The 24,595-nt window shown below is 62.3% G+C and carries 22 protein-coding genes; 12 read left to right on the top strand and 10 right to left on the bottom strand.

From position 1 onward, the window contains the following. Nucleotides 1-32: 32 nt before the first annotated feature. Nucleotides 33-1,226 carry an efflux RND transporter periplasmic adaptor subunit gene (locus Q9Q94_RS04835; RefSeq protein ID WP_305978888.1) on the bottom strand — a complete coding sequence of 398 codons (1,194 nt, stop codon included), beginning with the start codon at nt 1,224-1,226 and terminating at the stop codon, nt 33-35. A gap of 225 nt (nt 1,227-1,451) precedes the next feature. Between Q9Q94_RS04835 and Q9Q94_RS04830 the strand changes: the two genes are divergently transcribed. Further along, entirely contained in the window at nt 1,452-2,513 is a 1,062-nt protein-coding gene (locus Q9Q94_RS04830; RefSeq protein WP_305978887.1) for a LysR family transcriptional regulator, read from the top strand. Between the two features lie 272 nt (nt 2,514-2,785). On the opposite strand, the gene Q9Q94_RS04825 is transcribed toward Q9Q94_RS04830, so the two are convergent. From Q9Q94_RS04825 to Q9Q94_RS04800, 6 genes are all read right to left on the bottom strand, one after another. Beyond that, a complete protein-coding gene (locus Q9Q94_RS04825; protein ID WP_305978886.1) occupies nt 2,786-3,127 on the bottom strand; it encodes a DUF2782 domain-containing protein in 342 nt (113 codons plus the stop codon). Nucleotides 3,128-3,156: 29 nt separating this feature from the next. Then, complete coding sequence (locus Q9Q94_RS04820) at nt 3,157-5,211, bottom strand: DUF1631 family protein (RefSeq protein WP_305978885.1); 2,055 nt, start codon at nt 5,209-5,211, stop codon at nt 3,157-3,159. Between the two features lie 8 nt (nt 5,212-5,219). Beyond that, nucleotides 5,220-5,810 (bottom strand): RdgB/HAM1 family non-canonical purine NTP pyrophosphatase, encoded by a 591-nt coding sequence (gene rdgB / locus Q9Q94_RS04815; RefSeq protein WP_305978884.1) that lies wholly within the window; start codon nt 5,808-5,810, stop codon nt 5,220-5,222. A 52-nt stretch (nt 5,811-5,862) separates the two neighbouring features. Then, a complete protein-coding gene (locus Q9Q94_RS04810) occupies nt 5,863-6,123 on the bottom strand; it encodes a hypothetical protein (protein WP_305978883.1) in 261 nt (86 codons plus the stop codon). A gap of 37 nt (nt 6,124-6,160) precedes the next feature. After that, a complete protein-coding gene (locus Q9Q94_RS04805; protein ID WP_305978882.1) occupies nt 6,161-7,132 on the bottom strand; it encodes an aldo/keto reductase in 972 nt (323 codons plus the stop codon). Nucleotides 7,133-7,204: 72 nt separating this feature from the next. Further along, nucleotides 7,205-8,398, bottom strand: a complete 1,194-nt coding sequence (locus tag Q9Q94_RS04800; RefSeq protein WP_305978881.1) for a multidrug effflux MFS transporter — start codon at nt 8,396-8,398, stop codon at nt 7,205-7,207. Between the two features lie 359 nt (nt 8,399-8,757). Between Q9Q94_RS04800 and Q9Q94_RS04795 the strand changes: the two genes are divergently transcribed. After that, a complete protein-coding gene (locus tag Q9Q94_RS04795) occupies nt 8,758-9,129 on the top strand; it encodes a hypothetical protein (protein WP_305978880.1) in 372 nt (123 codons plus the stop codon). A 60-nt stretch (nt 9,130-9,189) separates the two neighbouring features. Here the strand turns inward: Q9Q94_RS04795 and Q9Q94_RS04790 are convergent, their stop codons facing one another. Beyond that, nucleotides 9,190-11,082, bottom strand: a complete 1,893-nt coding sequence (locus tag Q9Q94_RS04790) for an MFS transporter (protein ID WP_305978879.1) — start codon at nt 11,080-11,082, stop codon at nt 9,190-9,192. 125 nt (nt 11,083-11,207) lie between these two features. Between Q9Q94_RS04790 and Q9Q94_RS04785 the strand changes: the two genes are divergently transcribed. Then, nucleotides 11,208-12,338, top strand: coding sequence for a glycerophosphodiester phosphodiesterase (locus Q9Q94_RS04785; protein ID WP_305978878.1), 1,131 nt, complete (start codon nt 11,208-11,210; stop codon nt 12,336-12,338). Between the two features lie 148 nt (nt 12,339-12,486). Here Q9Q94_RS04785 and Q9Q94_RS04780 read toward each other — a convergent pair whose 3' ends face one another. Both Q9Q94_RS04780 and aas read right to left on the bottom strand, forming a co-directional pair. Then, entirely contained in the window at nt 12,487-14,646 is a 2,160-nt protein-coding gene (locus Q9Q94_RS04780; RefSeq protein WP_305978877.1) for an AMP-binding protein, read from the bottom strand. Between the two features lie 169 nt (nt 14,647-14,815). Then, nucleotides 14,816-16,966 carry a bifunctional acyl-ACP--phospholipid O-acyltransferase/long-chain-fatty-acid--ACP ligase gene (aas, locus tag Q9Q94_RS04775; RefSeq protein ID WP_305978876.1) on the bottom strand — a complete coding sequence of 717 codons (2,151 nt, stop codon included), beginning with the start codon at nt 16,964-16,966 and terminating at the stop codon, nt 14,816-14,818. Nucleotides 16,967-17,489: 523 nt separating this feature from the next. Between aas and Q9Q94_RS04770 the strand changes: the two genes are divergently transcribed. The 9 genes from Q9Q94_RS04770 (at nt 17,490) to Q9Q94_RS04730 (ending at nt 24,496) form a co-directional block, all read left to right on the top strand. Next, nucleotides 17,490-17,831 carry an ATP synthase subunit I gene (locus Q9Q94_RS04770; protein WP_305978875.1) on the top strand — a complete coding sequence of 114 codons (342 nt, stop codon included), beginning with the start codon at nt 17,490-17,492 and terminating at the stop codon, nt 17,829-17,831. 2 nt (nt 17,832-17,833) lie between these two features. Continuing rightward, nucleotides 17,834-18,712: a F0F1 ATP synthase subunit A gene (atpB, locus tag Q9Q94_RS04765; protein ID WP_305978874.1), complete on the top strand. Its 879-nt coding sequence runs from the start codon at nt 17,834-17,836 to the stop codon at nt 18,710-18,712. Between the two features lie 70 nt (nt 18,713-18,782). Next, nucleotides 18,783-19,034 (top strand): F0F1 ATP synthase subunit C, encoded by a 252-nt coding sequence (atpE, locus tag Q9Q94_RS04760; protein ID WP_305978873.1) that lies wholly within the window; start codon nt 18,783-18,785, stop codon nt 19,032-19,034. A gap of 43 nt (nt 19,035-19,077) precedes the next feature. Further along, complete coding sequence (locus Q9Q94_RS04755) at nt 19,078-19,551, top strand: F0F1 ATP synthase subunit B (RefSeq protein WP_305978872.1); 474 nt, start codon at nt 19,078-19,080, stop codon at nt 19,549-19,551. Nucleotides 19,552-19,554: 3 nt separating this feature from the next. Next, nucleotides 19,555-20,091 (top strand): F0F1 ATP synthase subunit delta, encoded by a 537-nt coding sequence (locus tag Q9Q94_RS04750; protein WP_305978871.1) that lies wholly within the window; start codon nt 19,555-19,557, stop codon nt 20,089-20,091. Between the two features lie 10 nt (nt 20,092-20,101). Further along, nucleotides 20,102-21,640 carry a F0F1 ATP synthase subunit alpha gene (gene atpA, locus Q9Q94_RS04745; RefSeq protein ID WP_305978870.1) on the top strand — a complete coding sequence of 513 codons (1,539 nt, stop codon included), beginning with the start codon at nt 20,102-20,104 and terminating at the stop codon, nt 21,638-21,640. A gap of 13 nt (nt 21,641-21,653) precedes the next feature. Continuing rightward, nucleotides 21,654-22,523 carry a F0F1 ATP synthase subunit gamma gene (atpG, locus tag Q9Q94_RS04740; protein ID WP_305978869.1) on the top strand — a complete coding sequence of 290 codons (870 nt, stop codon included), beginning with the start codon at nt 21,654-21,656 and terminating at the stop codon, nt 22,521-22,523. Nucleotides 22,524-22,547: 24 nt separating this feature from the next. Then, nucleotides 22,548-23,972 carry a F0F1 ATP synthase subunit beta gene (gene atpD / locus Q9Q94_RS04735; RefSeq protein ID WP_305978868.1) on the top strand — a complete coding sequence of 475 codons (1,425 nt, stop codon included), beginning with the start codon at nt 22,548-22,550 and terminating at the stop codon, nt 23,970-23,972. A gap of 98 nt (nt 23,973-24,070) precedes the next feature. Next, on the top strand, nt 24,071-24,496 hold the full coding sequence (locus Q9Q94_RS04730) for a F0F1 ATP synthase subunit epsilon (protein ID WP_305978867.1): 426 nt from the start codon (nt 24,071-24,073) through the stop codon (nt 24,494-24,496). Nucleotides 24,497-24,595: the final 99 nt, after the last annotated feature.

Here is a 24,595-nt window from a genome sequence, read left to right as displayed (position 1 = left end):
TCCCTGGAATCTTTTTGTTATCGCCGCATGGCTCAGCCGCGTGCGTTGCTGGCGAGCTTCGGGGCGGCGCTGCCGGACGCCTGCATCGGCACCTCGGTCGGTGCGATCAGCGCACCGGGACGCACGCGCTGCAGGCCGTTGACCACGATGCGCTCGCCGGCCTTGAGGCCGCTCTCAACCACGCGCAGGCCGTCCTGCACGGCGCCCATCCGTACCTCGCGGTATTGCGCATGATTGCTGTCGTCGAGCACCAGAACGAAGCGCTTGTCCTGATCGGTCGACACCGCGCGCTCGTCAACGAGCACGGCTTCATGCTCAGCTGTACCGCCCAGACGGATGCGTGCATAGAGGCCCGGCAGCAACATGCCATCGGGGTTGTCGAAAACCGCACGCACGCGGATTGTTCCGGAGGACGCATCGATGCGGTTATCCACTGAACTCACCTGCCCCTGGCGCGGATAGCTGTCTTCGCTGGCCAGCCCGAGGAAGACCGGTGCGGCCTTGCCGCCGCGGTTGGCGGCGATGCTGCGCAGATAGGTCTGTTCATCCACATCGAAAGCGGCATACAGCTTCGCGACCGACACCACAGAGGTCAGCGCTGGCGAAGCGGCGCCAGCCGCCACCACGTTGCCGGCGGTCACTTCCGCGCGCGAGACACGTCCAGAGACTGGCGCCGCGATGCTCGAGTAGGCGAGATTGAGCTTCGCAGCCTCGACCGCCGCACGGGCGGCCATCAGGTTCGCATCGGCTTCGCGGGCGGCGTTCTGACGGCTCTCGTGATCGCGCCGGGCAATCGCGTTGTCAGCCAACAGGCGCTCGCTGCGTGCCAGTTCGGCCGCGGTAAAGGCGTGGCGTGCCTCGGCTGCGGCCAGACTGGCGTGGGCCTGGTCGAGTGTCGCCTGAAAGGGGCGCGGATCAATCGTGAAGAGCAGATCGCCCTTCTTCACCAGACTGCCATCCTGAAAATGGACCCGGGTGATCTGGCCGGACACCTGCGGCCGGATTTCCACCCGCTCCACGGCTTCGAGGCGCCCCGAGTAGCGCTGCCAGTCGAGCACCTTACGGCTGGGGACGCGTGCTACCTCGACCGCCGTAGCGGATGGGGCCGCAGCCGGTTCGTCTGCTTCGGCCCGCGTGATACTAAACGCGCCAAGACCAGCGACCAGGGCGATCATGCCAGCCACGGTCAAGGCCAGAGCAAGTTGTGAACGAGAAGGGGATGGCATGGGGTAACTCCTGAAACTGTTGGGATATGGGGGTGTAAAAAGCGGCACGGATCGACCGTCCGGTGCTCGCTTGCTGCGATGCGGCAAGGGTCTGAGTGAATGATGCAGCAGGAAATTGCTTGAATAAATACTAAAATTACGGCAACACTATTCGCTAAAAATGAATAATCATTCGTTTTTCCTGAAGGCTTGTCAGGGGCTTCGGGTTTTTATCAGGAGTAGGAAATGGATCGCTTCCAAGCCATGCAGGTCTTCACCCGGGTCGTGGATGCCAACAGTTTCAGTGCTGCGGCAGACAGCCTCGGTCTTCCTCGTGCGACCGTCACTACGACCATCCAGAGTCTGGAAAAGCGTCTCAAGGTGCGTCTGCTCAATCGCACCACGCGCCGCCTGAGCCTTACTCCGGATGGAGCGGCGTATTACGAGCGCTGCGTGCGCATCCTCGACGAGCTGGAGGACACCGAAGCTTCCTTCATTGACGCAGAGCGCGGCCCGCGTGGCCGCCTGCGCATCGATGTACCACCCGTTATTGGACGCAAGATGCTCATTCCCAACCTCTGCGAGTTTCACCAGCGCTATCCTGATGTAGAAATCGTGATCGGCATGACCGACCGCCCGGTCGACATGGTGCGCGAGGCAGTGGATTGCGTGATTCGCATCGGCGAACTGCGCGACTCTTCCCTGATCGCGCGGCGTATCGGTACCTTCCGCAGCGTGGTCTGCGCCGCCCCGGCATATATCGAACGCCACGGCATTCCGACCTCGATCGAGGATCTGCTCGAAAACCACCAGGCGGTGCATTACTTCTCCAGCCGCACCGGTCGCAACATCGACTGGGATTTCTTGGTCGATGGCGAAACCACCGAAATCAAGATGCGGGGAGTTGTCTCCGTCAATGATGGCGACGCCTATGTCGCTTGCGGGGTGCAGGGCTTCGGCCTGATCCAGCCGGCGCGGTTCATGGTCTTTCACGAACTGCAACGCGGCGAGCTGATTGAGGTGCTGCCACATCTGCAGTCGGCCCCGATGCCGATTTCGGTGCTTTATCAGCACAACCGCCATCTGTCGCCGAAAGTGCGCGTATTTGCCGACTGGGTGGCCGAGCTCTTCGCTGCCTGCCCGCTCAGCAGCGGTTGCCGGCTTGACAGCGAATCGAGCTGTGCGTCCCTGAAAACGTCTGCTGGCAGCAACACCCTACGCTCGCTTGCCGAAGCCCATAACTTGGCTGAAAGCCTGATGCAGGCTCCGGAAACACTGGGGACACACAATCCGGGAGTTGGGCTCTAGAGCTTCAGGCGCTGCTGAATTTGTGGAAGCATCCGAGGGCTGCTTTATCCAACAGAGCGGTCGATGTAGCGAAGACAGTCGAACGTCAGCAAAGGCCGATGAGCAGACTTTCGCGCGTCCGCTCGGGAGAGGACGTGTCGGTAGCGTCTGTGGATTTCTGTCCTGGGGATCGTCAATTCGGGATCCGGAAAATAGCTTCCGGGCCGATTGACCGACCGGCGCACCGACATGAAAAAGCCGCCAGATCGGCGGCTTTTTTCATGTGGCAGCGCTTACCACTCGAACAGTACCCACTGTGGAATCCAGCGTGCACGGTCGAGGTCGTTGATGCGCTCGAAACCGGCTCCGCGCTCTTTCGAGACCAGGTAATAAGGTTTGCCGATGCGTGGGGTGATCTTGATCATGTAGAGTTGGCCATTGACGCGGTATTCCTCGTAGCGATCGCCGCCGCGGTTGCGAATGGTGACTTCGGGTTCGACGCCGCCAAGATCCGGCAGCGCGCTGGGCGGCGCAGGTGGCGGCTCAGGCAGGGGCTCGCGTTTTTGGGCGGTGGCCAGGCTGCAAGCGAGGCTGAGTGTGCTGGCGAGAAGGATGAGGCGGAGTTGGGTTTTCATGATGTGCTCCCGGGAAGGGAATCGGTCATTCAATGATAGCGTTCGATTGCGGCTTCGGCGGCGCGTTCGAATACGCCGTCGGGCAGCAGGGCTTGCGCGGCATGCTCGGCCGCACGAGCCTGGAGCCAGCGCTGCGGGAAGATGATCACGAAATCGCTGCCCGGCTCGGCGGCCAGCAGCAGGCGGGGCGTGCCGCCGCACCAGGCGACGCACAGGCGACGCTGCGTTGCATCCGGCAAGGTGAGTTGCAGCCAGCTGCCGGTTGCGAGCTGGTTGATCCATTCCGGCACGCCGCGTTCCGGTTCGCCATCCGGTGCCAGGCGCACCACATGCAGGCCGGGTGTGTCGGCGACAGTTTCAATGCGCGGGGCGGTGGCGACTTCCAGCTTGTCCACGCCGCTGATGGCCGGCGGCTTGCCCTGGATGACGGCGGTGTGGCAATCAACGAAGCTCTGGAAGGCGCGTTCGCGCAATTGCTCTGGTGTGCCGATGGCATCCAGCCCGGCGCGCAGCTGGCTGAGCAGCTTGGGCAGGCTGCCCAGCAAAGCCTGGCGTGCGGCGGCGTCAGCCTTGGGTTGCACGCTGTCGACGAGTTCGTTGGCGGTGGCCAGGGCGCGCAGCCAGGGTTCGCATTTCTCGCCGGCATGCTGGTGGATGGCGGCCAGCACGCGGACCCACAGTTGCTCAAGGAAGGCGCGGACCGGCACGGGTACATCCCCGGCACACAGGGCGCGGATCGCCCGGGCGGCGCGGTTGCGTGAATGTTCGCGTCGCGCTTCCTGCTCGGCCAGTGGCAGCAGGGCTTCGATGCGTTGCACCAAGTCGTTGCTGCGGGTCGTTTCCAGAGCTTCGAGCGGGGCGCCGACACTGGCGAACACACCGGCATCGCGCTCGAATTCGCGTTGCACGCGATGCGCGGCTTCCTCGATGGCTTGGCAGACCGGATGCTCTGCCGTGGTGGCCGGGGCGAGGCTCATTGCCAGACGCAGCAGCACATCGATCAGGCGGCGGGCCGGGTGTTGCGGGTCGATGAGCACGCCGGCATCCAGCAGCGCGAGCTTGGACAAGGGCAGGCGCAGGCGCTCCAGGCTGGGTTTGACGGCCGGGCACAGCTGCGGGTCGGCGGCCAGCACGTCGAAGGACAGGCCGATGGCATCCAGCGCGGCATTGTTGTCAGCCGGCAGCAGGCTGTTGAGTTCGGCAAAGCCGGGGGCCGGGGCGCTGCTGCCGTAGGGCAGGCCGGCGGCGGTTTGCTGGCGCTCGTTCAGCCAGATGAGCACGCGTTCGAGAATCGCCGCGAGCAGGCTCGGGTCGATCTGGGCGCCGCCTCCGGCACTGCCGAAGCCACCGCCACCACTGCCGCCGCCAGTACTCCCGCCGCGCCGGCGCAGCAGGGCGCCCTGCAGGCGACCGAGCGGGCTGTCCGGAATGCGTGCCTCGGAGAGCGACTCCTGACCTGCTTCTCCATAGCCCATGCCTGAAGAGCCGCTTGGAGCCTGGCCTGGCGAGGCATAGCCCCCGCGAGGCCCGTCACTGGCCGATCTTAGCAGGGACTGTGGTTCCACCCCCGCCGCCTGCAGGGTGTCGGTCAGCGCGGAATAGAGTGCCCGCAGCGCCTTGATCAGGGCTTCTTCGACGCGGTTCGGCAGCTCCAGACGCAGCGTGCCGGTGAGCTCACCTTCGTCGCACATCGCGCGCAGGGCGATGCAGGCGGCATCGGGGCCGACCGGCAACTGGTCGAGGATGGAGCTGTCCTGCCCGAGCAGGCGCATGAACAGCAGGTGCAGCCGCGGCAGCTCGCGTTCGCAGGCATCCGTCAGGGTGTGGCTCAGATTGATCAGGGCCACCGTCAGATCCATATCCTCGGGGTGCACCAGGCTGATGCGCGAGGCGGTCATGCTGCGCAGGCGTTTGAATTCCTCCTGATCATGCAGGCCGGCCAGCTCATCGAAAGCCAGACCGGCGTGGCGGCTCAGGGTGTCGATCAGCGCCGGGCTGCGGATGCCGACCTCGGTCACCGCCGTGACCAGGGCGTCCGCAAAGCGGGTGCGGCAATCGGCGAGCAGGGTGCTGTGATCGGCCATGGTGGTGCTCAGCTTTCCAGTTGCAGGCGCGCCAGCAGCAGGCGACAGGCTGCGCCGCGATGGCTCAGGGTGTTCTTCAGGGCAGGAGCCAGCTCGGCAGCGGTCTGCTCCATCTGCGGCAGGTAGAAATACGGGTCGTAGCCGAAGCCATCGGAACCGCGTGGCGTGTCGATGATGGCGCCGTGCCATTCACCCTCGGCGATGATGGGCTGCGGGTCTTCGGCGTTGCGTACGAAGGCCAGCACACATACGTAATGCGCACGGCGATCCGTTTCGCCGGCAAGCTTTTCGATGAGCAGCGCGTTGTTGCGCTCATCGGACTTCGGTACGCCGGCAAAGCGTGCCGAATACACCCCGGGGGCGCCTTGCAGGGCATTCACGCAGATGCCCGAATCATCCGCCAGGGCGGGCAGGCCGGTGTGCTCGGAGGCATGTCGTGCCTTGGCCAGTGCGTTCTCGACGAAGGTGCAGTGCGGCTCATCGGCCTCCGGCACGCCCAGCTCCACCTGGGGCACCACTTCCCAGCCCAGCGGGGCGAGGAGAGCCTGGAATTCACGCAGCTTGCCGGTGTTGTTTGAGGCGAGGACGAGTTTTTTCATGGTCTTGAGGTTCGTGGTTGCAGGCGGTTGCGGCTGACTCTGGCGGCAGGAGTCAGGGGGCGGGATTCGTGGCTTTCAACCTGTTGATAGCAGTCTTGGCATCTTTCAGGCTGCCTCCGTGGATGTCACGAAAACAGCGCATGGCAAACACGGGGTAGCCGGCTTCCAGCAAGTTTCTCACGTCGGCGTCAGAAGCTTGATCAGGCGGTGGATAGATGCCCTGCCGGCGGAGGGAGCGCAGCTCCCGGCGCATCAGCAAGTTTGCGATCAATCCAGTCAGCAAGAAGAAAACGGCAATCCAGAGCAGCGTCATGACAGACTTTTTTATGACCGGACTTTGATTGTAGCGCTCAGTTAACGACACCCTCGCAGGCGGCATCCATCCGGGCACAGATTTCGTCGTTCAGTTGCGCTACGACATCCAGCGCCCGCATGTTTTCGCTGATCTGCTCCGGGCGCGAGGCGCCCGTGATCACGCTGGAAACACGCGGGTTCTTCACACACCAGGCGATGGCCAGCTGGCTGGGGGTACAGTTGAGTTCTTCGGCGATGACCATCAGTTTCTTCACTGCTTCGGTGCGGGCCGGCGCGAGCAGGCGCTCGTGCAGCCACTCGAAACCCTTGAGGGTGCCGCGCGAGCCGGCCGGGATGCCGTTCACGTACTTGCCGGTGAGCACCCCGGCGCCGAGCGGACTCCAGGTGGTGAGGCCCAGCCCGATATCCTCGTAAAGCCGCTTGTACTCTTGTTCTACGCGTTTGCGGATGAACAGGTTGTACTGCGGCTGTTCCATCACCGGCTTGTGCAGGTGGTGGCGCTCGGCGATTTCCCAGGCCGCGCGGATCTCGTCGGCGCTCCATTCGGAGGTGCCCCAGTACAGCGTCTTGCCGCGATTGATGAGGTCATGCATGGCCCACACGGTTTCCTCGATGGGCGTGTTCGGATCGGGGCGGTGGCAGTAGATGAGGTCGAGGTAATCCAGCCCGAAACGCTTGAGCGAATTGTCGACGGCGGCGAGCAGATACTTGCGGTTCAGGGTGTGGTGCACGTTGGGGTCGTCGGTCAGGCCCCAGAAGAACTTGCTGGAAACGACGTAGTGCTCGCGCTGCCAGCCCAGCTGGCGCAGGGCTTCGCCCATGATCCGTTCGGATTCGCCGGCGGCGTAGGTCTCGGCGTTGTCGAAGAAATTCACGCCGTGGTCGCGCGCGGCCGCCATGATCTCGCGGGCGTTGGCGACATCCACCTGATTGGCGTAAGTGACCCAGGAGCCCAGTGACAGGGCGCTGACCTTCAGGCCGCTGCGGCCCAGACGACGGTATTCCATGCCAGTCTCCTTGTGTGGCTGCGGCCCCGCGCCTCTCTGCGGAAGCGCGCCGGCCGTTACAACGTCAAATCTTCAGGCACCTGCCCTGGCCAGCTTGCGTCCCCATGCAAAGAAGCCGACCGACAGCAGCCACATGATAGCCATGCCGACGGCCATCTGGAATGTCGAATCCCACAGCAGCGGGGCCACCACGCCGGCCATCACGGCCATGATCATGGTGTGGATGAAGCCCTGGCAACTGGCGGCCATGCCGCGCCGCTCGGGGAACATGTCCAGTGCCAGCAGGGTCAGGCTGGGGAAGACGAGATTCATGGCGAAGGTCTGCAGCATCAGCTGGGGAATCCGGCTGCCGATGCTGTCCGGCAGCAGCCAGTTGATGGCGAGGTTCCAGATCGCGGCCACCGCCGTGATGGCGAAGCCGAGACGGATGATGGCCAGCGGCTTGAGGCGATGCGACAGGCGCACGGCGGTCAGCGAGCCGAGGATCATGCCGGTGACCAGCGGCACGAAGAGCCAGCCGAACTCGGTCGGGCCGAGCTTGAGATGCTGCATCAGGAACACTGGCGCCGACATCACGTAGAGGAAGAAGCCGAGGAAGATGAAGCTCATCGACAGCGCGATCAGCACAAAGCGCCCGCTGCCGAGAACGGCCAGATAGCCGGCCAGCATGTTGCCGGCGTGCAGGGGCTGGCGTTTGTCGGCGGGCAGGGTTTCCGGCAGATGACGCCAGGCCATGAAGATCTGGGCCAGCCCGAGCAGGGCCAGGAAGACGAAGATCGAGCGCCAGCCGAACCATTCGGCCATTGCCCCGCCCATGATCGGAGCGACGGCGGGCGAGATCGCGAAGACCATCGCGACGTGCGACATCAGCCGTTGTGCCGCCGGGCCGTCGTAGAGGTCGCGTACGATGGCGCGCCCGACGATCACCCCCGCGCCGGCTGACAGGCCCTGCAGGGCACGGCCGATCAGCAGCATGTGAACGTTTGGTGCGAGGGAACAGACGACCGAGGCCAGCACGTACACCGAGAGGCCGGCGAGGATGACCCGCTTGCGTCCGAGTGCATCGGAGATTGCGCCGTGCCACAGCATCATGATTGAGAAGGGGATCATGTAAGCCGTGAGCGATTGCTGCATGGCTACTGCGTCGGTGGTGAGAGAGGCCTGCATGGCCGGAAAGGCCGGCAGATAGGCATCGATCGTGAACGGACCGATGGCATTCAGGAACGCCAGCAGCAGCGCCAGCATGGGATAGGAGATTTTCTGCATTTTTGGGGAGTGTTTGCGCGGGCAGACGCTCGTGGCGTGCCGCTTGAAAGCATGTACCCTAACCCTATCACGCAGCGCAGCAAAAGTCGCCTGCCGGGAGATCGTCTCCTGACGGCGTTTTGCGAAGTGCTGGTCTGCAAAGCAGCGCGGAGCACGCCTGAGCGGCATGCCTGCTGTTAAAGTGCCGCCACATGCGGTTCTTCAGCCAGTACTGCTTCACTCTCTCGAACCGCACATCCGATTGCGCTTTCTTCAGCGTCTGATCCATCGCATGCTTCGCGACCTAAGAGTCTGCGCAGCGCGTGCCGATCAACCCGGAGACGCGCGAGACGGACCGGATAAATCAAGGAGGAGTAGTGATGAAGAAGACCCTGTTCGTGATCAGCCTGCTGGTGCTCGCGGCGAACGCGCACGCCGATGTCAGTGGCAAGTACACCAAATCCAATGGCGAAGTCGTGATTCGCCAGCGCGGCCAGAATGTGGAATTCACGATCAATGCCGTGGCCGGCTCCAGTTCGATGCCCAGCAGCTGCGGCCTGGAGGGGCAGGCGTTGCTGATCGATGCGACCCGCGCGACCTTCACACCTGAGGACAAGACCGATACCTGCTCGGCCGAGCTGCGTTTCGAGGGAGACCGTCTGAGCATCTCGACCAGACGCTGTGACGCTCATTGTGGTGTGCGCGCAATGGGCTCGATGGAAGGTACTTACCAGAAGAAGCCCAAACGCTGAGCCGTCCGTTCATGATCCTGTCGCAGGATCATGAACGGTTTTGGCGGGCCGCAGCAGGGCTTATGGCTGTGCGCCGCGCAGCCCCTGCACGATGTCATGCAGTGCAGAAGGGGTAAGGTTTTCCGGCGCTACCGGGGTGGATACGATCAGCTCGATGTGGTTGAAGAAGCCCCGGCGCAGCGGCTTGCTCATGGCTGGTCCGTCCTTGCGCGAGAAGAAACTGCCCCACATGCCGCGCAGTGCCATCGGCACCACCGGCACCGGATTGCGTTTGAGGATCTTGTTGATGCCGCCCTTGAAAGGCTCGATGTTGCCGGTATCGGTGACCCGGCCTTCCGGGAAGATGCCGACCAGCTCGCCGGATTCGAGCGTGGCGGCGATACGGTCGTAGGCCTGGACGAGCACGCTGCGATCTTCGCGGGCCGCCGCCATCGGAATCGCTCCGATGGTGCGGAAGAAGTAGTTCAGGCCGGGCTTGGCGTACATGTTGTAGTCCGCCACCCAGCGTATCGGCCGGCGGCACATGGCCGAGATGATCAGCGCGTCGATGAAGCTCGGGTGGTTGCACACGATCAGCGCGGCACCCTTTTCCGGCACGTGTTCGAGACCGCTGGCGCGCAGGCGGTACACCGTCTTGATGAGTACCCACACGATGCAGCGGATCAGGAACTCCGGCACCAGCCCGTAGATGTACACGGCCACCATGGCGTTCATCAGTGCCGTGATCAGGAAGATCTGCGGGATGGACAGGCCGTTGCCCAGGGCGACGGCGGCGAAGCCTGCCGAGACGACCATGAAGGCTGAATTGAGAATGTTGTTGGCAGCGATCACTCGCGAGCGTTCGCCGGGCTCCGAGCGGCTCTGGATCAGCGCGTACAGTGGCACCGTGAAGAAGCCGCCGGAGATGCCGATCAGCACCAGATCGGCAAGGATGCGCCAGTTCGCCAAGTGACTGACGAAGCCGGCCAGATCCGTGGGCGTCGGCGCCCCCGTGGGGCTGGCCAGCCACAGATCGATACCCGCCAGGGTCAGACCGATCGAGCCCAGCGGCACCAGACCGATTTCCACATGCTTGCCGGACAGACGCTCGCACAGGAAGGAGCCCAGTGCGATGCCGACGATGAAAGTGCCGAGCAGGGTCGAATACATGAGCTCGTTGCCGCCGAGCACTTCCTTCACGTAGGGCGCGAACTGGGTCAGGAACAGCGCGCCGTAAAACCAGAACCACGAGATGCCCATCACCGAGTGGAACACAGTGCGGTTGCGATACACGAGGCGGATGTTGCGCCAGGTCTCGGTCAGCGGATTGAGGCTTATGCGCAGATCCGGCGCGGCCGGTGGTGCATCGGGAATGCCGCGGCAGGCCACATAGCCGGCAATGGCTATCAGCACGCAGGTGGCACCGGCATACACCGCGCCATTGGGCTTGATGGCCATCAGCGGCCCGGCGATCAGCGAGCCGGCGAGGATCGCCACGAAGGTTGCGCTCTCCACCCAGGCATTGCCGGCAACCAGTTCGTCCTCATGCAGGTGCTGCGGCAGGATCGAGTATTTGAGCGGGCCGAAGAAGGTTGAATGCAGCCCCATCATGAACAGTGCGGCGAGCAGCAATTCGCCATGCGCGGTGGCGAAACCAAAGGTTGCCACGGCGGCGATGCCGATTTCGATGAGCTTGATGATGCGGATCAGGCGCGCCTTGTCGTACTTGTCGGCGAGCTGACCGGCCATTGCCGAGAACAGGAAGAACGGCAGGATGAACAGCCCCGCTGCGAGCTGCACGATCATCGCCGGTTCCATGCCCATGATCTTGCCGGTGTGGAAAGCCACCAGCAGGATCAGCGCGTTCTTGAACAGGTTGTCGTTGAAGGCGCCGCAGAACTGGGTCAGAAACAGCGGGCCGAAACGGCGTGCGGTGAGCAGTTGCGGGGTGGAGCGGGAGGGATCGGTGGACATGGGGCATTCAGCGCGGAGTGTGGGGCTGAGGATAGCGCAAAGGACGCCTTGCTTGCGACTGTCATCGCCCTGAAATCGAGGCGCAGCACACTCGTACGTCCTGTCCCTGCCGCGGAGTCCCTGTCATGTTGCGCTTTCTGCCGGCTCTGCTGGCCACCCTGATTCTTCCCGCCTGTGCCCCGGGTACGGTTCGTCTCGGCCGCACGGCGGAGGGCCAGCCGCTGGTGGTTGCCCATCGCGGTGCCAGTGCGTATCGCCCCGAGCACACGCTGGCCGGCTACCAGCTGGCCATCGAGCAGGGGGCGGATGTGATCGAGCCGGATCTGGTCAGCACGCGTGACGGTGCGCTGGTCGCCCGCCACGAAAACGAGATCGGCGGCACCACGGACGTGGCCAAGCACCCCGAATTCGCCGCGCGTAAGACCACCAGGAGCATTGACGGCGTGCCTGTCACCGGCTGGTTCACCGAGGACTTCACGCTGGCCGAACTGAAGACCCTGCGCGCCCGCGAACGCATTCCTGCCAACCGCCCGGCCAACACCACCTATGACGGCCAGTTCGAAGTGCCAACCCTGCAGGAAGTCATCGCGCTGGTGCAGGCCTATGCTCGCAAGACCGGGCGTGTCATTGCAATCTACCCGGAGACCAAGCACCCGAGTTACTTCCGCAGCATCGGTCTGCCGCTCGAAGAAAAGCTTGTCGCCACCCTGCATGCCGCCGGTTACCACGGGCGTCACGCGCCGGTCTTCATCCAGAGCTTTGAAGTGGGCAATCTCAAGCAGTTGCGCACGCTCACCGATCTGCCGCTGGTCCAGCTGCTCGACAATCCGAAGAATCCGCCTGCTGCCAACGGCACGCCGCGCAATGCGCCGTGGGACTTCATTGCCAGTGGTGACAAGCGCAGCTATGCCGATCTCACCACTCCAGCCGGCCTGCGCGAGATCGCCCGCTACGCCGACGCGGTGGGGCCGTACAAGGAAATCGTCATCCCGCGTAGCGCCGACAACCGTCTCGGCGTGCCGACCAGTTTCGTGACCGACGCGCATGCTGCCGGCCTGGGCGTGCACGTCTGGACGCTGCGTCCGGAGAATCCCTTCCTGCCCGTCGAACTGCGCAGCGCCGAATCAGCGTCGCTGACTGCGCGCGGCAACATGGCTGACGAGATTGATGCCTACCTGCGCGCCGGTATCGACGGCTTCTTCAGCGACGATCCGCAGGGTGCCCGCGCGGCGGTGCGGCGCTTCATCGCCCGCTGAGTCATGTTTTAGTGCACGGGGCGGTTTGTCAGGCAGAGCCTCTGGAGACCCGCTACTGGCGGGCTTCTACAGCTATCCTGCCCGCTCGTCCGCCATCAACGGGCTTCTTCGGGCAGGCCCCGTGAAGATACCCGTCCCATGCGGCTCTTCAGTCAGCCGTAGCCCACTGCTTGAGCGCCACATAGTCGATCTTGCCGGAGCCGAGAAGCGGCAGGGCCTCCACCGGAATGATCTTGCGCGGCACGGCAATCTCCGGAAAGCCTTCGGCCTGGGCGGCGGCGATCAGGGCCTCGCGGGCCAGATCCGGCTGGGTGGTGAACAGCAGGATGGCTTCGCCGCGCGCTTCGTCCGGCCGCGCGGTGGCGGCGTGCTGGAAGCCGGGTGAAGCCTTGGCGGCGATCAGCTCGACCACGCCCAGCGAGACCATCTCGCCGGCGACCTTGGCGAAGCGCTTGACCCGGCCGATGACATGCACAAAGCCCTCGCCATCGATTTCGACGATGTCGCCGGTGTCATACCAGCCGGGGCCGATGTCGGAGACCGGCGGCTGCAGGATGCCCGGCGCGTCGAAGCGCAGATAGCCACTCATCAGGTTTGGCCCACTGACATGCAACTGACCGCAGGGATTGCCGTCCTTCGACTCGACGCCGGCCAGCGGCACCAGGCGGTACTGGATGCTGGGCAGGAACTGGCCGACGCTGCCGGAGCGATAGGCCATCTGGGTGTTCACGCTGAGTACCGGCGCGCATTCGGTGGCGCCGTAACCCTCGAAGATGCGCACGCCGAACTTCTCGAACCACAGCTGGCGCACCGAGTCGGTGATCTTCTCGGCGCCGGCCACCACGTAGCGCAGGCGGTAGAAATCGAAGGGATGAGCGTGCTTGGCGTAGTTGGTGAGGAAGGTGTTGGTGCCGAACAGGATGGTGCAGGAGGCGTTGTAGGCCAGTTCCGGAATCACGCGGTAATGCAGCGGCGAGGGATAAAGGAAGACCTTGGCGCCGCACAGCAGCGGGATCAGGCCGCCGCAGGTGAGGCCGAAGGAGTGGAACAGCGGCAGGGCGTTGAGGATCACGTCGTTGACCGAAAAGTCCAGCACCGAGCGCATCTGCGAGACGTTTGACAGGATCGCCCGGTGCGACAGCACCACGCCCTTGCACTTGCCTTCGGAGCCGGAGGTGAACATCACCAGCGCGGGGTCTTCGGGCGAGGCCGGCGGGCAGCTGGCGAGCGGGCGGAAACGCGCCCACAGCAGCCACCAGAGTTTGTCGGAAAGACGGGCGTTGGCGCGCAGGTCTTCGAGATAGAGGAACTCCACGCCCTGCAAGGCGGCGAGCTTGTCGGCGAGCTTGAATTGCTCGACGAACTTGTGCGAGGTGACGACGGTGCGCACGCAGGCGGCGCTGCAGGCGGCCTGCAGGGCGTCCGCCCCGGCAGTGAAATTGAGCATGGCCGGCACACGGCGCTGGGCGGTCAGGCCGAAGATCAGACCGAGCAGGGTCGCCACATTGGGCAGCAGCACGCCGATGCGCTCACCGTCGATGCTGCGGCGGGCCAGTTCGCGGCCCAGCAGCATGCTCATGCGGATGATTTCGGCATAGGAGTAATCGACGTGCTCGACGTCACCGACCACGCGCCACTTGCGGCCCTGGATGCGCGCGGCTTCGAGCAGGGACTGGAACAGGGTCTGCTCGGCACGACCGGCGAACATCATGTCGGTCATCACGCGATGCATGGCCTGACCGGCGAGGTAGTGCTGTTCGCCGTGGGCAGCCTGCGGGGTTTCGATCTTCGTCGGCTCCTGCACGAAGAGGCGGATGCGCGGGAACAGGTAATGCGGGAAATTGCCCTGCAGCAGCGAGAAGTAACTGCGCGCGGCGCCATCGATGCGCACCGGCAGGATGGTGGCGCCGGTCTTGGCGGCGATGAAGCCCGGACCATCGTAGGTCTTCATCAGGTTGCCGGTGGTGGTGATGCGGCCCTCGGGGAAGATCAGTACCGGGCGGCCGGATTCGATCAGGCGGATGACCGACTTCATCTCCATCGGGTTGTTCGGGTCGATGGCCAGATAGTCGACCAGACCGAGCGTGAACAAACGCAGCAGGCGCTTGTGGGTGGCGGTGGTGTAGACCACGAAGACCGGCCGCTGCGGCAGGAACAGGCCGAGCAGCAGTTCGTCGAGGAAAGATTCGTGGTTGGCCACGATGAGCAGGCGCTCGGCCTTGATCTTCGGGTTGCCGTGCACCCGGACCCGGAACACGATGCGGAAAAACGGGCGCAGCAGGCCCTTGATGATCAGACGCAACAACATTCGGTCTCCACGCACTCTTCTGGTGTGGCGCACACGGTGACACAGTTCGGGGGCGCCGGTATTGATTTCAAACTAATCCGTTCGTCTGCTGTAAAGCCGCATGTGGCGGTCTTCTTCGGCATGCCTGCCTGAAGAGGCCCGTCCCGCGCGGTTCTTCAGACAGGCTGAATCAGGCTGTTTCTGCCCATTGTTTGAGCGTCACGTAATCGGTCTTGCCCGACCCCAGTACCGGCAATTCGTCGACCACGATGATCTTGCGCGGCACGGCAATTTCCGGCCAGCCACCAGCGCGGGCGGCTGCCTGCAGCTGATCGCGGGCGAGGGTCTTGTCGGTGGTGTACAGCAGGATGTTCTCGCCGCGCGTGGCATCCGGCTGGCTGGTCGCCGCGTGCGTGCCCTTGTCGGAGGCTTGGGTGGCGAGGCGTTCGACTGACTCGAGCGAAATCATTTCGCCGGCGATCTTGGCGAAACGCTTGATGCGCCCGACGATGTACAGGTAGCCGTCGGCGTCGATGTCCACGATGTCGCCGGTGGAATACCAGCCCGGGCCGACTTCGGAGGATGGTGGTTCCAGCACGCCGGGATTCTCGCTGCGCAGATAGCCGCTCATCACATTCGGCCCGGAGACGTGCAGTGCTCCACCAACGTCCACGCCGGGCACCGGTACCAGACGCGCCTGCATGCCGGGCAGCAACTGCCCCACCGAGCCGGTGCGGTAGGCCATGCGGGTGTTCACCGCCAGCACTGGCGCACATTCGGTGGCGCCGTAGCCTTCGAGGATGCGGATGCCGAATTTCTCGAACCAGTTGGTTCGCACCGTATTGGTCAGCTTCTCGGCGCCGGCAATGACATAGCGCAGACGATAGAAGTCGTACGGGTGTGCATGCTTGGCGTAGTTCGACAGGAAGGTGCTGGTGCCGAGCAGGATGGTGCAGTTGCGGTCATACACCAGCTCCGGAATGACGCGGTAATGCAGCGGCGAGGTGTACAGGAACACGTTCGCACCGGATATCACCGGCAGCAGGCCGCCCACGGTCAGGCCGAAGGAATGGAACAGTGGCAAGGCGTTGAGCAGCTTGTCTTCGGACGAAAAATCGACCACCGCCCGCGCCTGCTGGATGTTGGCAAGGAGGGCGCGGTGCGACAGCACCACTCCCTTGGGCTTGCCTTCCGAGCCCGATGTGAACAGCACAGCGGCGGGGTCTTCGGCGTCTCCCGAAGGCACCGCCAGTCCCGGAAAACGCAGCGCCCACAGGATCAGCCAGGCCTTGTCCCAGCCCGTCATTTCGGCGCGCAGGTCTTCCAGATAAATGATCTGACGGGTCTGGGCGAGAATGGCAATCTTGTCTTCAAGCTTGCCTTGTTCGATGAAGGCGCGCGAGGTGACGATGCGCTTGATCGTGGCCGCCTCGCAGGCGGCAATCATGCCCTCGGCGCCCGAGGTGTAATTCATCAGTGCCGGCACGCGGCGGAACGCCGACAGGCCGAAGATCAGGCCCAGCGTAGGCGCCAGATTCGGCAGCAGCACGCCGACCCGCTCGCCTTCCACGCATTTGCGCGATACCAGACGACCCAGTGCCAGCGTCATCTTGAGAAGGTCGCCATAGCTGTACTCGATCTGCTTGATGTCCTCGACCAGACGCCAGGAGCGACCGTGGATTGACAGGGCCGAAAGCAGGGCTTCATACAGCGTTTGGCGTGGCCGGCTGGCGAAAATCATCTCCTGCATCAGACGACGCATGGCTTCGCCGGCAATGCGGCGGCGTTCGCGGGCCGTTGCCGCCTTGGGCATCTCGATGCGAGTGGTGGGCTGCACATTGATGGTGATGCGCGGCAGCAGGTGGTGCGGATGCTTGCCAGAAAGGCGTGAGAAGTAGGTTCGTGCAGCGCCGTCGATACGCACCGGCAGGATGGTTGCCCCGGTCTTGGCGGCGACGAAGGCCGGGCCATCGTAGGTCTTCATCAGGCTGCCAGTCGTGGTGATGCGTCCCTCGGGGAAGATCACTACCGGGCGGCCGCTTTCGATGACGCGGATCACTGTCTTCATGGCCATCGGGCTGGTCGGGTCGACGGCCAGATAGTCCACCGCCTTGAGCAGGATGCGGAAAAACAGACTGCGCGACACGCCCGTGTGCACCACGAACAGCGGATGCTGAGGCAGGCTGACGGCGAGCAGCAGGCCATCAAGGAAGGACTCGTGGTTCGCGATGATCAGCAGCTTGCTGGAAAACACCCGGGGATTGCCACGCACTTCGATGCGGAACAGCACGCGGGTCAGCGTTCGCAGGGCGACAAGGCCGAATTGCTTGGCCAGACTCATGGGGTGAATCTCCTCAATCCTTTGTCGGCAATGCCACAAGACGGGCAAGCCGAGCGCGCGACTGTAGCGCAAACTGGGGCGTATGGCTGCGCTGCGGCGCAGCAAGAGCGTAATCCTGCTGTTGTGGCACTGCCTTGATAGCAGGGCCCGCCGAGTGACTAGGCGGGAAAACCGCAAGGTGACGTTTTTACCCGATGGCGTAATGTTTGCTTACGCATGCAAAAGGGTCTGTTTATTTGTTTGCGCCACAAATGCCATGTTTTAAAAGTGGTTTTGTGTGATCTGGCGCAAGCGAAATATTGCATGCTGTTGCGCACAATCAAGGAAATGTTGAAGCGGTTTCAAATCAGTCTGCGGGAGCGTGCGTTTCGCGCCGATAGAGGCTTTCGCGGCCGGAATTGCCTGCGAAGCCGTATTCCTAGGGTTTTCCTGCGGTGCAGCATGATTGACTTGCAGCGGATGGGCTCCTAAGATTGTGCGGTTTTTTAACCCGGCGAAGCTCTCTGGAGCCCGTCCTGACGCGATGTTCAAGCTCGTTCGCCTTCAAGCATGTGCGGCATTGGTTGCTGTGCTCTGCGGGCTTCTGTTCTTCGGTTTGCGCGGCGCAATATGGGCGGGGCTTGGCGGTCTGGTTTGTGTCCTGCCCAGTCTGCTGTTTGCCTGCTACCTGACGTATGTGACGCAGCGCCACGGACGCGCGCAGGTCATGGCGTTTTTTGTGGGCGAGGCGGTCAAGACTGTCTTGTCAATTGGAATTCTGGTCTCGGTGGGGCTGCTGTTTTCCGGCGCACACTGGGGGGCGGTGGTGATGGGGCTGATCATCACCCTGCAAGCGAACTTTTTTGCATTCTTGGTGAAACTATAAAGATGGCAACCGAAAACGAGGCTCAAGGCCCCAACGCCAGCGATTACATCAAGCACCACCTTGTGCACTTCAATTCCAGCGGGCACAAGCAGGAAAAGCTGGTTGATTTCCACATCATCAACTACGACACGGTTTTCTATTCGGCGTCGGTCGGCCTGATTGCCGTGCTGTTGATGGCGATTGCTGCGCGCAAAGCCACTTCCGGTGTGCCAGGGCGCTTCCAGAGCATGGTCGAAATGCTCTTCGAAATGGTTGCCGACCAGGCCAAGTCGCTGATCCACAGTCGTGAGTCGCGCAAATTTGTCGCTCCGCTGGGCCTGACCGTGTTCATGTGGATCCTGTTCATGAACGCCATGGATTTCCTGCCGGTGGATCTGCTGCCGCGCATCTGGAGTGATCTGGTTGGTCCGGTGTTCGGTATTGATCCTCACCATGCCTACCAGCGCGTCGTGCCAACGGCTGATCTGAACGGCACTCTGGGCATGTCGATCGGCGTGCTGCTGGTGACGCTCTACTACAACGTGAAAATCAAGGGGCTGGGCGGTTTTGCTCACGAACTGATCGCTGCGCCGTTTGGGGACAAATGGTTTCTTGCTCCCTTCAACTTCGCGCTGACGATGATTGAATTCCTCGCCAAAACCGTATCGCATGGCATGCGTCTGTTCGGCAACATGTTTGCCGGCGAACTGATCTTCATGCTGATCGCGCTGCTGGGCGCGGCCTGGACCGGCCCCAATGCAGGCAGCATCGCTCTGTGGCTGGCGGGTGTAGTTGCCGGTTCGGCCTGGGCCATTTTCCACATCATGGTGATCCTGCTGCAGGCATTCATCTTCATGATGCTGACACTGGTGTATGTCGGTCAGGCTCACGAGGGCCACTGACCAGAATTTCCGCAGTACTTTTTTTACCCGGTTTTAACCAACCTCATTAATCAAATCAGGAGTTGTTGTCATGGCAAACGTAATGGGTCTTGTAGCACTGGCTTGCGGCATCATCATCGGTCTGGGTGCCATCGGCGCCTGTATCGGCGTGGCCTGGATGGGCGGCAAGTACCTCGAAGCATCGGCCCGTCAGCCCGAGCTGATGAACGCCCTGCAGATCAAGATGTTCGTGCTGGCTGGTCTGATCGATGCGGCTTACCTGATCGGTGTTGGTATGGCCCTGCTGTTCGCATTCGTGAACCCGTTCGCAGTCGTCGGCTGATCCAGAGCATCCGCTCTCCCCACCACCTGACCGGAGTCTTACGGTGAATCTGAACGCAACCCTGGTCGCGCAGATCGTCGTGTTTTTCGTGCTGGCCTGGTTCACGATGAAATTCGTGTGGCCTCCCCTCGAAAAAGCACTCGACGAGCGTGCCAAGAAGATCGCTGATGGCCTGGCGGCAGCAGACAAGGCCAAGACCGACCTGACGCTGGCTGAAAAGCGCGTTGGCGAGGAATTGAAGAAAGCTCGCGAATCAGCGGCCGATGTACGTGGCGGCGCCGAGAAGCAGGCTACTTCCATTGTCGAGGAAGCCCGTGCCGAGGCTGCGCGCATTGTCGCCGCCGCGCGTGCAGCTGCCGAGGTCGAAGCCGCTGCTGTCGTGCAACGAGCCAAGGAAGATCTGCGCGGACAAGTCGCCGAGCTGGCGGTCGCTGGTGCCGAGCGCATCCTGCGACGCGAGATCGACGCCAAGGCCCATGCCGACTTGCTGTCCAACCTGAAACAGGAACTGAGCTGAGCCATGGCTGAAAACGTCACCCTTGCGCGTCCGTACGCCGAGGCCGTCTTCGCGTTGGCCCGTGAACAGGGCACGCTGACTGGCTGGGCGTCGGCACTCACCGGGTTGTCTGCCGTCGTGGCCGACCCGCAAGTGCTGGAGTGTCTTGGCAATCCGCGCGCCACCTTGTCACAGGTCGTGCAATTGCTGTTGCAAACTGCGGGCATTGCTGCCGGCAGCGAGCAGGCGAATTTCGTACAGGTGCTGGTCGAAGCCGACCGCGCACAATTCCTGCCCGAAATTACTGCCTTGTTCGAGCAGCTCAAGAACGCGCATGAAGGCGTGAAGGAGGCCATCGTGGCCTCTGCATTCCCCATTGACGACGCGACGCTGACCCGCCTGACTGCCGATATCGAGGCGCACTTCAAATCGAAGGTGCGTGTCACGGTGCAGATCGATCCCGAACTGATCGGGGGCGTGCGTATCGCCGTGGGTGACGAAGTGATCGATGCCTCGGTGCGCGGCAAGCTCGCCACCATGGCCGCCGCGCTACAGAACTAGGAGCACATTCATGCAACTCAATCCTTCTGAAATCAGCGATCTCATCAAGAGCCGCATTCAGAGCCTGCAGCTCGGGGCAACCGAGCGCAACGAAGGTACCGTTGTCACGGTGACTGACGGCATCTGCCGCGTCCATGGCCTCACCGACGTGATGCAGGGCGAAATGCTCGAATTCCCGAACAATACGTTCGGGTTGGCCATGAACCTGGAGCGTGACTCCGTGGGTGCCGTGGTATTGGGCGAATACGAACACATTTCCGAAGGCGATACGGTCAAATGTACCGGCCGCATTCTGGAAGTGCCGGTGGGTCCCGAACTGATCGGTCGCGTGGTGAATGCGCTGGGCCAGCCGATTGATGGCAAGGGTCCGATCAACGCCAAGATCACCGACAAGATCGAAAAGGTCGCCCCGGGCGTGATCTGGCGCAAATCGGTGTCGCAGCCAGTGCAAACTGGTATCAAGGCTATTGACTCGATGGTTCCAGTGGGCCGTGGTCAGCGCGAACTGATCATCGGCGACCGCCAGACCGGCAAAACCGCTGTTGCGGTCGACACCATCATCAACCAGAAGGGCAAAGACCTCTTCTGCGTGTATGTGGCTATCGGTCAGAAAGCCTCCACCATCAATAACGTGGTGCGCAAGCTGCAGGAGCATGGCGCGATGGAATACACCATCGTGGTCGCGGCTTCGGCATCGGACTCCGCTGCGATGCAGTACATCGCAGCCTACGCCGGTTGCACCATGGGTGAGTACTTCCGTGATCGCGGTCAGGACGCCCTGATCATTTATGACGATCTGACCAAGCAGGCTTGGGCCTATCGTCAGATCTCGCTGCTGCTGCGCCGTCCGCCGGGCCGCGAAGCTTATCCGGGCGATGTGTTCTATCTGCACTCGCGTCTGCTTGAACGTGCTGCCCGCGTGAATGAAGACTACGTCGAGAAATTCACCAATGGCGAAGTCAAGGGCAAGACTGGTTCGCTGACCGCTTTGCCGGTGATCGAAACCCAGGCGGGTGACGTTTCTGCATTCGTGCCGACCAATGTGATCTCGATCACTGACGGCCAGATCTTCCTTGAGACCGATCTGTTCAACGCCGGTATCCGTCCCGCCATCAACGCCGGTATCTCGGTGTCGCGCGTCGGTGGTGCGGCGCAGACCAAGGCGATCAAGAAACTCTCCGGCGGTATCCGTACCGATCTCGCGCAGTACCGCGAGCTGGCTGCCTTCGCGCAGTTTGCCTCCGATCTTGATGACGCGACCCGCAAGCAGCTGGAGCGTGGTCGTCGCGTGGTGGAAGTGCTCAAGCAGCCCCAGTATTCTCCGCTGCAAGTGGCCGAAATGGCTGTCACCCTGTATGCAGTGACCCGTGGCTACACCGATGATGTCGATGTCAAGCGCATCCTGCCTTTCGAATCAGCACTGCACCAGTTCCTGCGCAGTGGCTACGCAGATCTGATGAAAAAGATCGATTCGAGCAAGGATGTCGACGCAGATGCCGAAGCAACGCTGAAGGCAGCCATCGTCGATTTCAAGAAGAGCTGGAACTAACCAGGACATCATCATGGCTGGCGGAAAAGAAATCCGGACCAAGATCAAGAGTGTCCAGAACACCAAGAAGATCACCAAGGCCATGGAGATGGTGGCCGCATCCAAAATGCGCAAGGCGCAGGACAAGATGCGGCACGCCCGACCCTACGCCGAGAAGGTGCGTCGTCTGGCGGCCAATCTCTCGCATGCCAACATCGCTGACTATCAGCATCCTTTCCTGACTGAACGCGATACCCGCAACGCAGTCGGACTGGTGCTGGTAAGCACCGACAAGGGGCTGTGTGGCGCAATGAACACCAACATCCTGCGGATGGTGGTGAGCACGATGCGCGAGTGGCAGGCTCAAGGTGTGAAGGAAGTTCCAGTCACCGCGATTGGCAACAAGGGCTATGGCTTCATGCAGCGCATGGGTGCCGGTGTGGTTTCACACCTGACCCACCTGGGTGACATGCCGCATCTGGACAAGCTGATCGGGCCGGTCAAGGTCATGATCGACAAGTACCTTGCAGGTGAAGTCGATGCGGTCTACATCGCCTACACGCGTTTCGTGAACACCATGCGTCAGGAGCCGGTCATTGAGCAGCTGCTGCCCTTGTGCGGCGAGCGTCTGGGGACTCCGACTCACAGCTGGGATTACTTCTATGAGCCAGACCCGCAGACCGTCATTGACGAGTTGCTTTTGCGTTACGTCGAAGCTCTGGTGTATCAGTCGGTGGCCGAAAACATTGCTTCCGAGCAAAGTGCCCGCATGGTGGCAATGAAGGCTGCCAGCGATAACGCCGGTACGGTCATCAAGGAACTCCAGCTGGTCTACAACAAAACGCGTCAGGCGGCGATCACGAAAGAAATTTCGGAAATTGTCAGTGGCGCCGCAGCGGTTTGAATTTAGTTATTTGAGGATATGACAATGAGTCAAGGATCCGTTGTTCAGTGTATCGGCTCGGTGGTGGACATCCAGTTTCCCCGCGACGGCATGCCCAAGATTTACGAAGCATTGCAACTCGATGTTTCCGAAGAAAATCCGCTGGTCGAAAAAGGCCTGACCTTTGAAGTTCAGCAGCAGCTGGGTGACGGCATCGTCCGCACCATCGCGATGGGCTCGGCCGACGGTCTGCGCCGCGGCATGAAGGTCAACGCTTCCGGTGCCGGCATTACCGTACCGGTCGGCCACGGCACACTGGGCCGCATCATGGACGTGCTGGGTCGCCCGATCGACGAAGTCGGCCCGGTTGAATGCGACGAGCGTCGCGAAATTCACCAGCCTGCGCCGAAGTTCGACGAGCTCTCGCCTTCCGTGGATCTGCTCGAGACCGGCATCAAGGTGATCGATCTGGTGTGTCCGTTCGCCAAGGGCGGCAAGGTCGGCCTGTTCGGCGGTGCCGGCGTGGGCAAGACCGTGAACATGCTGGAACTCATCAACAACATCGCCAAGCAGCACAGCGGTCTGTCGGTGTTTGCCGGTGTGGGCGAGCGTACCCGCGAAGGCAACGACTTCTACCACGAGATGGCCGAAGCCGGCGTCATCAAGCTCGACAACCTGAAGGAATCCAAGGTTGCGATGGTTTTCGGACAGATGAATGAGCCGCCGGGCAATCGTCTGCGCGTGGCTCTCTCGGGCCTGACCATGGCCGAGAAGTTCCGCGACGAAGGCCGCGACATCCTGTTCTTCGTGGACAACATCTACCGTTACACCTTGGCTGGTACCGAAGTGTCCGCACTGCTGGGCCGCATGCCTTCTGCTGTGGGCTATCAGCCGACGCTGGCTGAAGAAATGGGCAAGTTGCAAGAGCGCATTACCTCCACCAAGGTCGGCTCGATCACCTCGATCCAGGCCGTGTATGTGCCTGCCGATGACTTGACCGATCCGTCGCCTGCCACGACCTTCCTGCACTTGGACTCGACCGTTGTGCTTTCGCGTGACATCGCCGCACTGGGCATCTACCCGGCGGTCGATCCGCTCGACTCCACCAGCCGCCAGCTTGACCCGCTGATCGTAGGTGAAGAGCACTACAACGTGGCGCGTGGCGTGCAGCAGACCCTGCAACGCTACAAGGAGTTGCGTGACATCATCGCGATTCTTGGCATGGATGAACTGGCGCCGGAAGACAAGCTGGCCGTGGGCCGCGCTCGCAAGATCCAGCGTTTCCTGTCCCAGCCTTTCCATGTTGCTGAAGTGTTCACCGGCTCGCCGGGCAAGTACGTCAGCCTGAAAGACACCATCAAGGGTTTCAAGGGCATTGTTGCCGGCGACTACGATCACCTGCCCGAGCAGGCGTTCTACATGGTCGGCACCATCGACGAAGCCATCGAGAAGGCCAAGACGCTGCAATAAGGCCGGGAGCTGGGAGTGAGGAATGGAGAGTCCGGGGCGCTCGTGCCTGACGGTTTTCCCGCTTCCGGCTCCCTGCTCTCCACTTACGGAGAAACACAATGGCAATGACCGTACACGTCGATGTCGTCAGCGCAGAAGAGGAAATCTTCTCCGGGCTGGCCGAGATCGTCTCTCTGCCGGGCGAGTCGGGCGATCTGGGCATCCTGCCCGGCCACGCTCCGTTGCTGACACGCATTCGCCCGGGCACCGTGCGCATCCGCGTGCCGAACCAGACCGAAGAAGAAGTCATCTTCGTCGCCGGTGGCATGCTTGAAGTGCAGCCGAATCTCGTTACCGTGCTGGCAGATACTGCCATCCGCGGTCGCGATCTGGATGAGGCCAAGGCGATGGAGGCCAAGAAACGTGCCGAAGAAGCCATGGCCAACAAGCAGCAGGAAGTGAACTACGCTGCTGCTCAGGCCGAACTGGCTGAAGCTATTGCCCAATTGGCTGCGATCGAGAGATTCCGCCATCGCGGGCACTGATCGCTGCTGCGCAACAATGACAAAGGCACCCCTTGGGGTGCCTTTTCTGTTTCAAGTACGGGGCAACTGCTCAAGCTGCAAACGACCGTCAGGACGAAA

This window comes from Uliginosibacterium sp. 31-16, from assembly GCF_030730865.1.
Lineage (GTDB): Bacteria > Pseudomonadota > Gammaproteobacteria > Burkholderiales > Rhodocyclaceae > Uliginosibacterium.
Note: the sequence above shows the minus strand (reverse complement) of the source record. Positions and strands in the feature narration are given on the sequence as shown.

Bases quoted from the DNA above. Each gene is read 5' to 3' on its own strand.
- atpA (WP_305978870.1), top strand. From the start codon at position 20,102: ATGCAACTCAATCCTTCTGAAATCAGCGATCTCATCAAGAGCCGCATT.
- rdgB (WP_305978884.1), bottom strand. From the start codon at position 5,810: ATGAAAAAACTCGTCCTCGCCTCAAACAACACCGGCAAGCTGCGTGAA.
- Q9Q94_RS04795 (WP_305978880.1), top strand. From the start codon at position 8,758: ATGAAGAAGACCCTGTTCGTGATCAGCCTGCTGGTGCTCGCGGCGAAC.
- Q9Q94_RS04780 (WP_305978877.1), bottom strand. From the start codon at position 14,646: ATGTTGTTGCGTCTGATCATCAAGGGCCTGCTGCGCCCGTTTTTCCGC.
- atpB (WP_305978874.1), top strand. From the start codon at position 17,834: ATGGCAACCGAAAACGAGGCTCAAGGCCCCAACGCCAGCGATTACATC.
- atpD (WP_305978868.1), top strand. From the start codon at position 22,548: ATGAGTCAAGGATCCGTTGTTCAGTGTATCGGCTCGGTGGTGGACATC.
- Q9Q94_RS04770 (WP_305978875.1), top strand. From the start codon at position 17,490: ATGTTCAAGCTCGTTCGCCTTCAAGCATGTGCGGCATTGGTTGCTGTG.
- Q9Q94_RS04825 (WP_305978886.1), bottom strand. From the start codon at position 3,127: ATGAAAACCCAACTCCGCCTCATCCTTCTCGCCAGCACACTCAGCCTC.
- Q9Q94_RS04750 (WP_305978871.1), top strand. From the start codon at position 19,555: ATGGCTGAAAACGTCACCCTTGCGCGTCCGTACGCCGAGGCCGTCTTC.
- Q9Q94_RS04785 (WP_305978878.1), top strand. From the start codon at position 11,208: ATGTTGCGCTTTCTGCCGGCTCTGCTGGCCACCCTGATTCTTCCCGCC.
- Q9Q94_RS04835 (WP_305978888.1), bottom strand. From the start codon at position 1,226: ATGCCATCCCCTTCTCGTTCACAACTTGCTCTGGCCTTGACCGTGGCT.
- atpE (WP_305978873.1), top strand. From the start codon at position 18,783: ATGGCAAACGTAATGGGTCTTGTAGCACTGGCTTGCGGCATCATCATC.
- atpG (WP_305978869.1), top strand. From the start codon at position 21,654: ATGGCTGGCGGAAAAGAAATCCGGACCAAGATCAAGAGTGTCCAGAAC.
- Q9Q94_RS04790 (WP_305978879.1), bottom strand. From the start codon at position 11,082: ATGTCCACCGATCCCTCCCGCTCCACCCCGCAACTGCTCACCGCACGC.
- aas (WP_305978876.1), bottom strand. From the start codon at position 16,966: ATGAGTCTGGCCAAGCAATTCGGCCTTGTCGCCCTGCGAACGCTGACC.
- Q9Q94_RS04805 (WP_305978882.1), bottom strand. From the start codon at position 7,132: ATGGAATACCGTCGTCTGGGCCGCAGCGGCCTGAAGGTCAGCGCCCTG.
- Q9Q94_RS04810 (WP_305978883.1), bottom strand. From the start codon at position 6,123: ATGACGCTGCTCTGGATTGCCGTTTTCTTCTTGCTGACTGGATTGATC.
- Q9Q94_RS04800 (WP_305978881.1), bottom strand. From the start codon at position 8,398: ATGCAGAAAATCTCCTATCCCATGCTGGCGCTGCTGCTGGCGTTCCTG.
- Q9Q94_RS04820 (WP_305978885.1), bottom strand. From the start codon at position 5,211: ATGGCCGATCACAGCACCCTGCTCGCCGATTGCCGCACCCGCTTTGCG.
- Q9Q94_RS04730 (WP_305978867.1), top strand. From the start codon at position 24,071: ATGGCAATGACCGTACACGTCGATGTCGTCAGCGCAGAAGAGGAAATC.
- Q9Q94_RS04830 (WP_305978887.1), top strand. From the start codon at position 1,452: ATGGATCGCTTCCAAGCCATGCAGGTCTTCACCCGGGTCGTGGATGCC.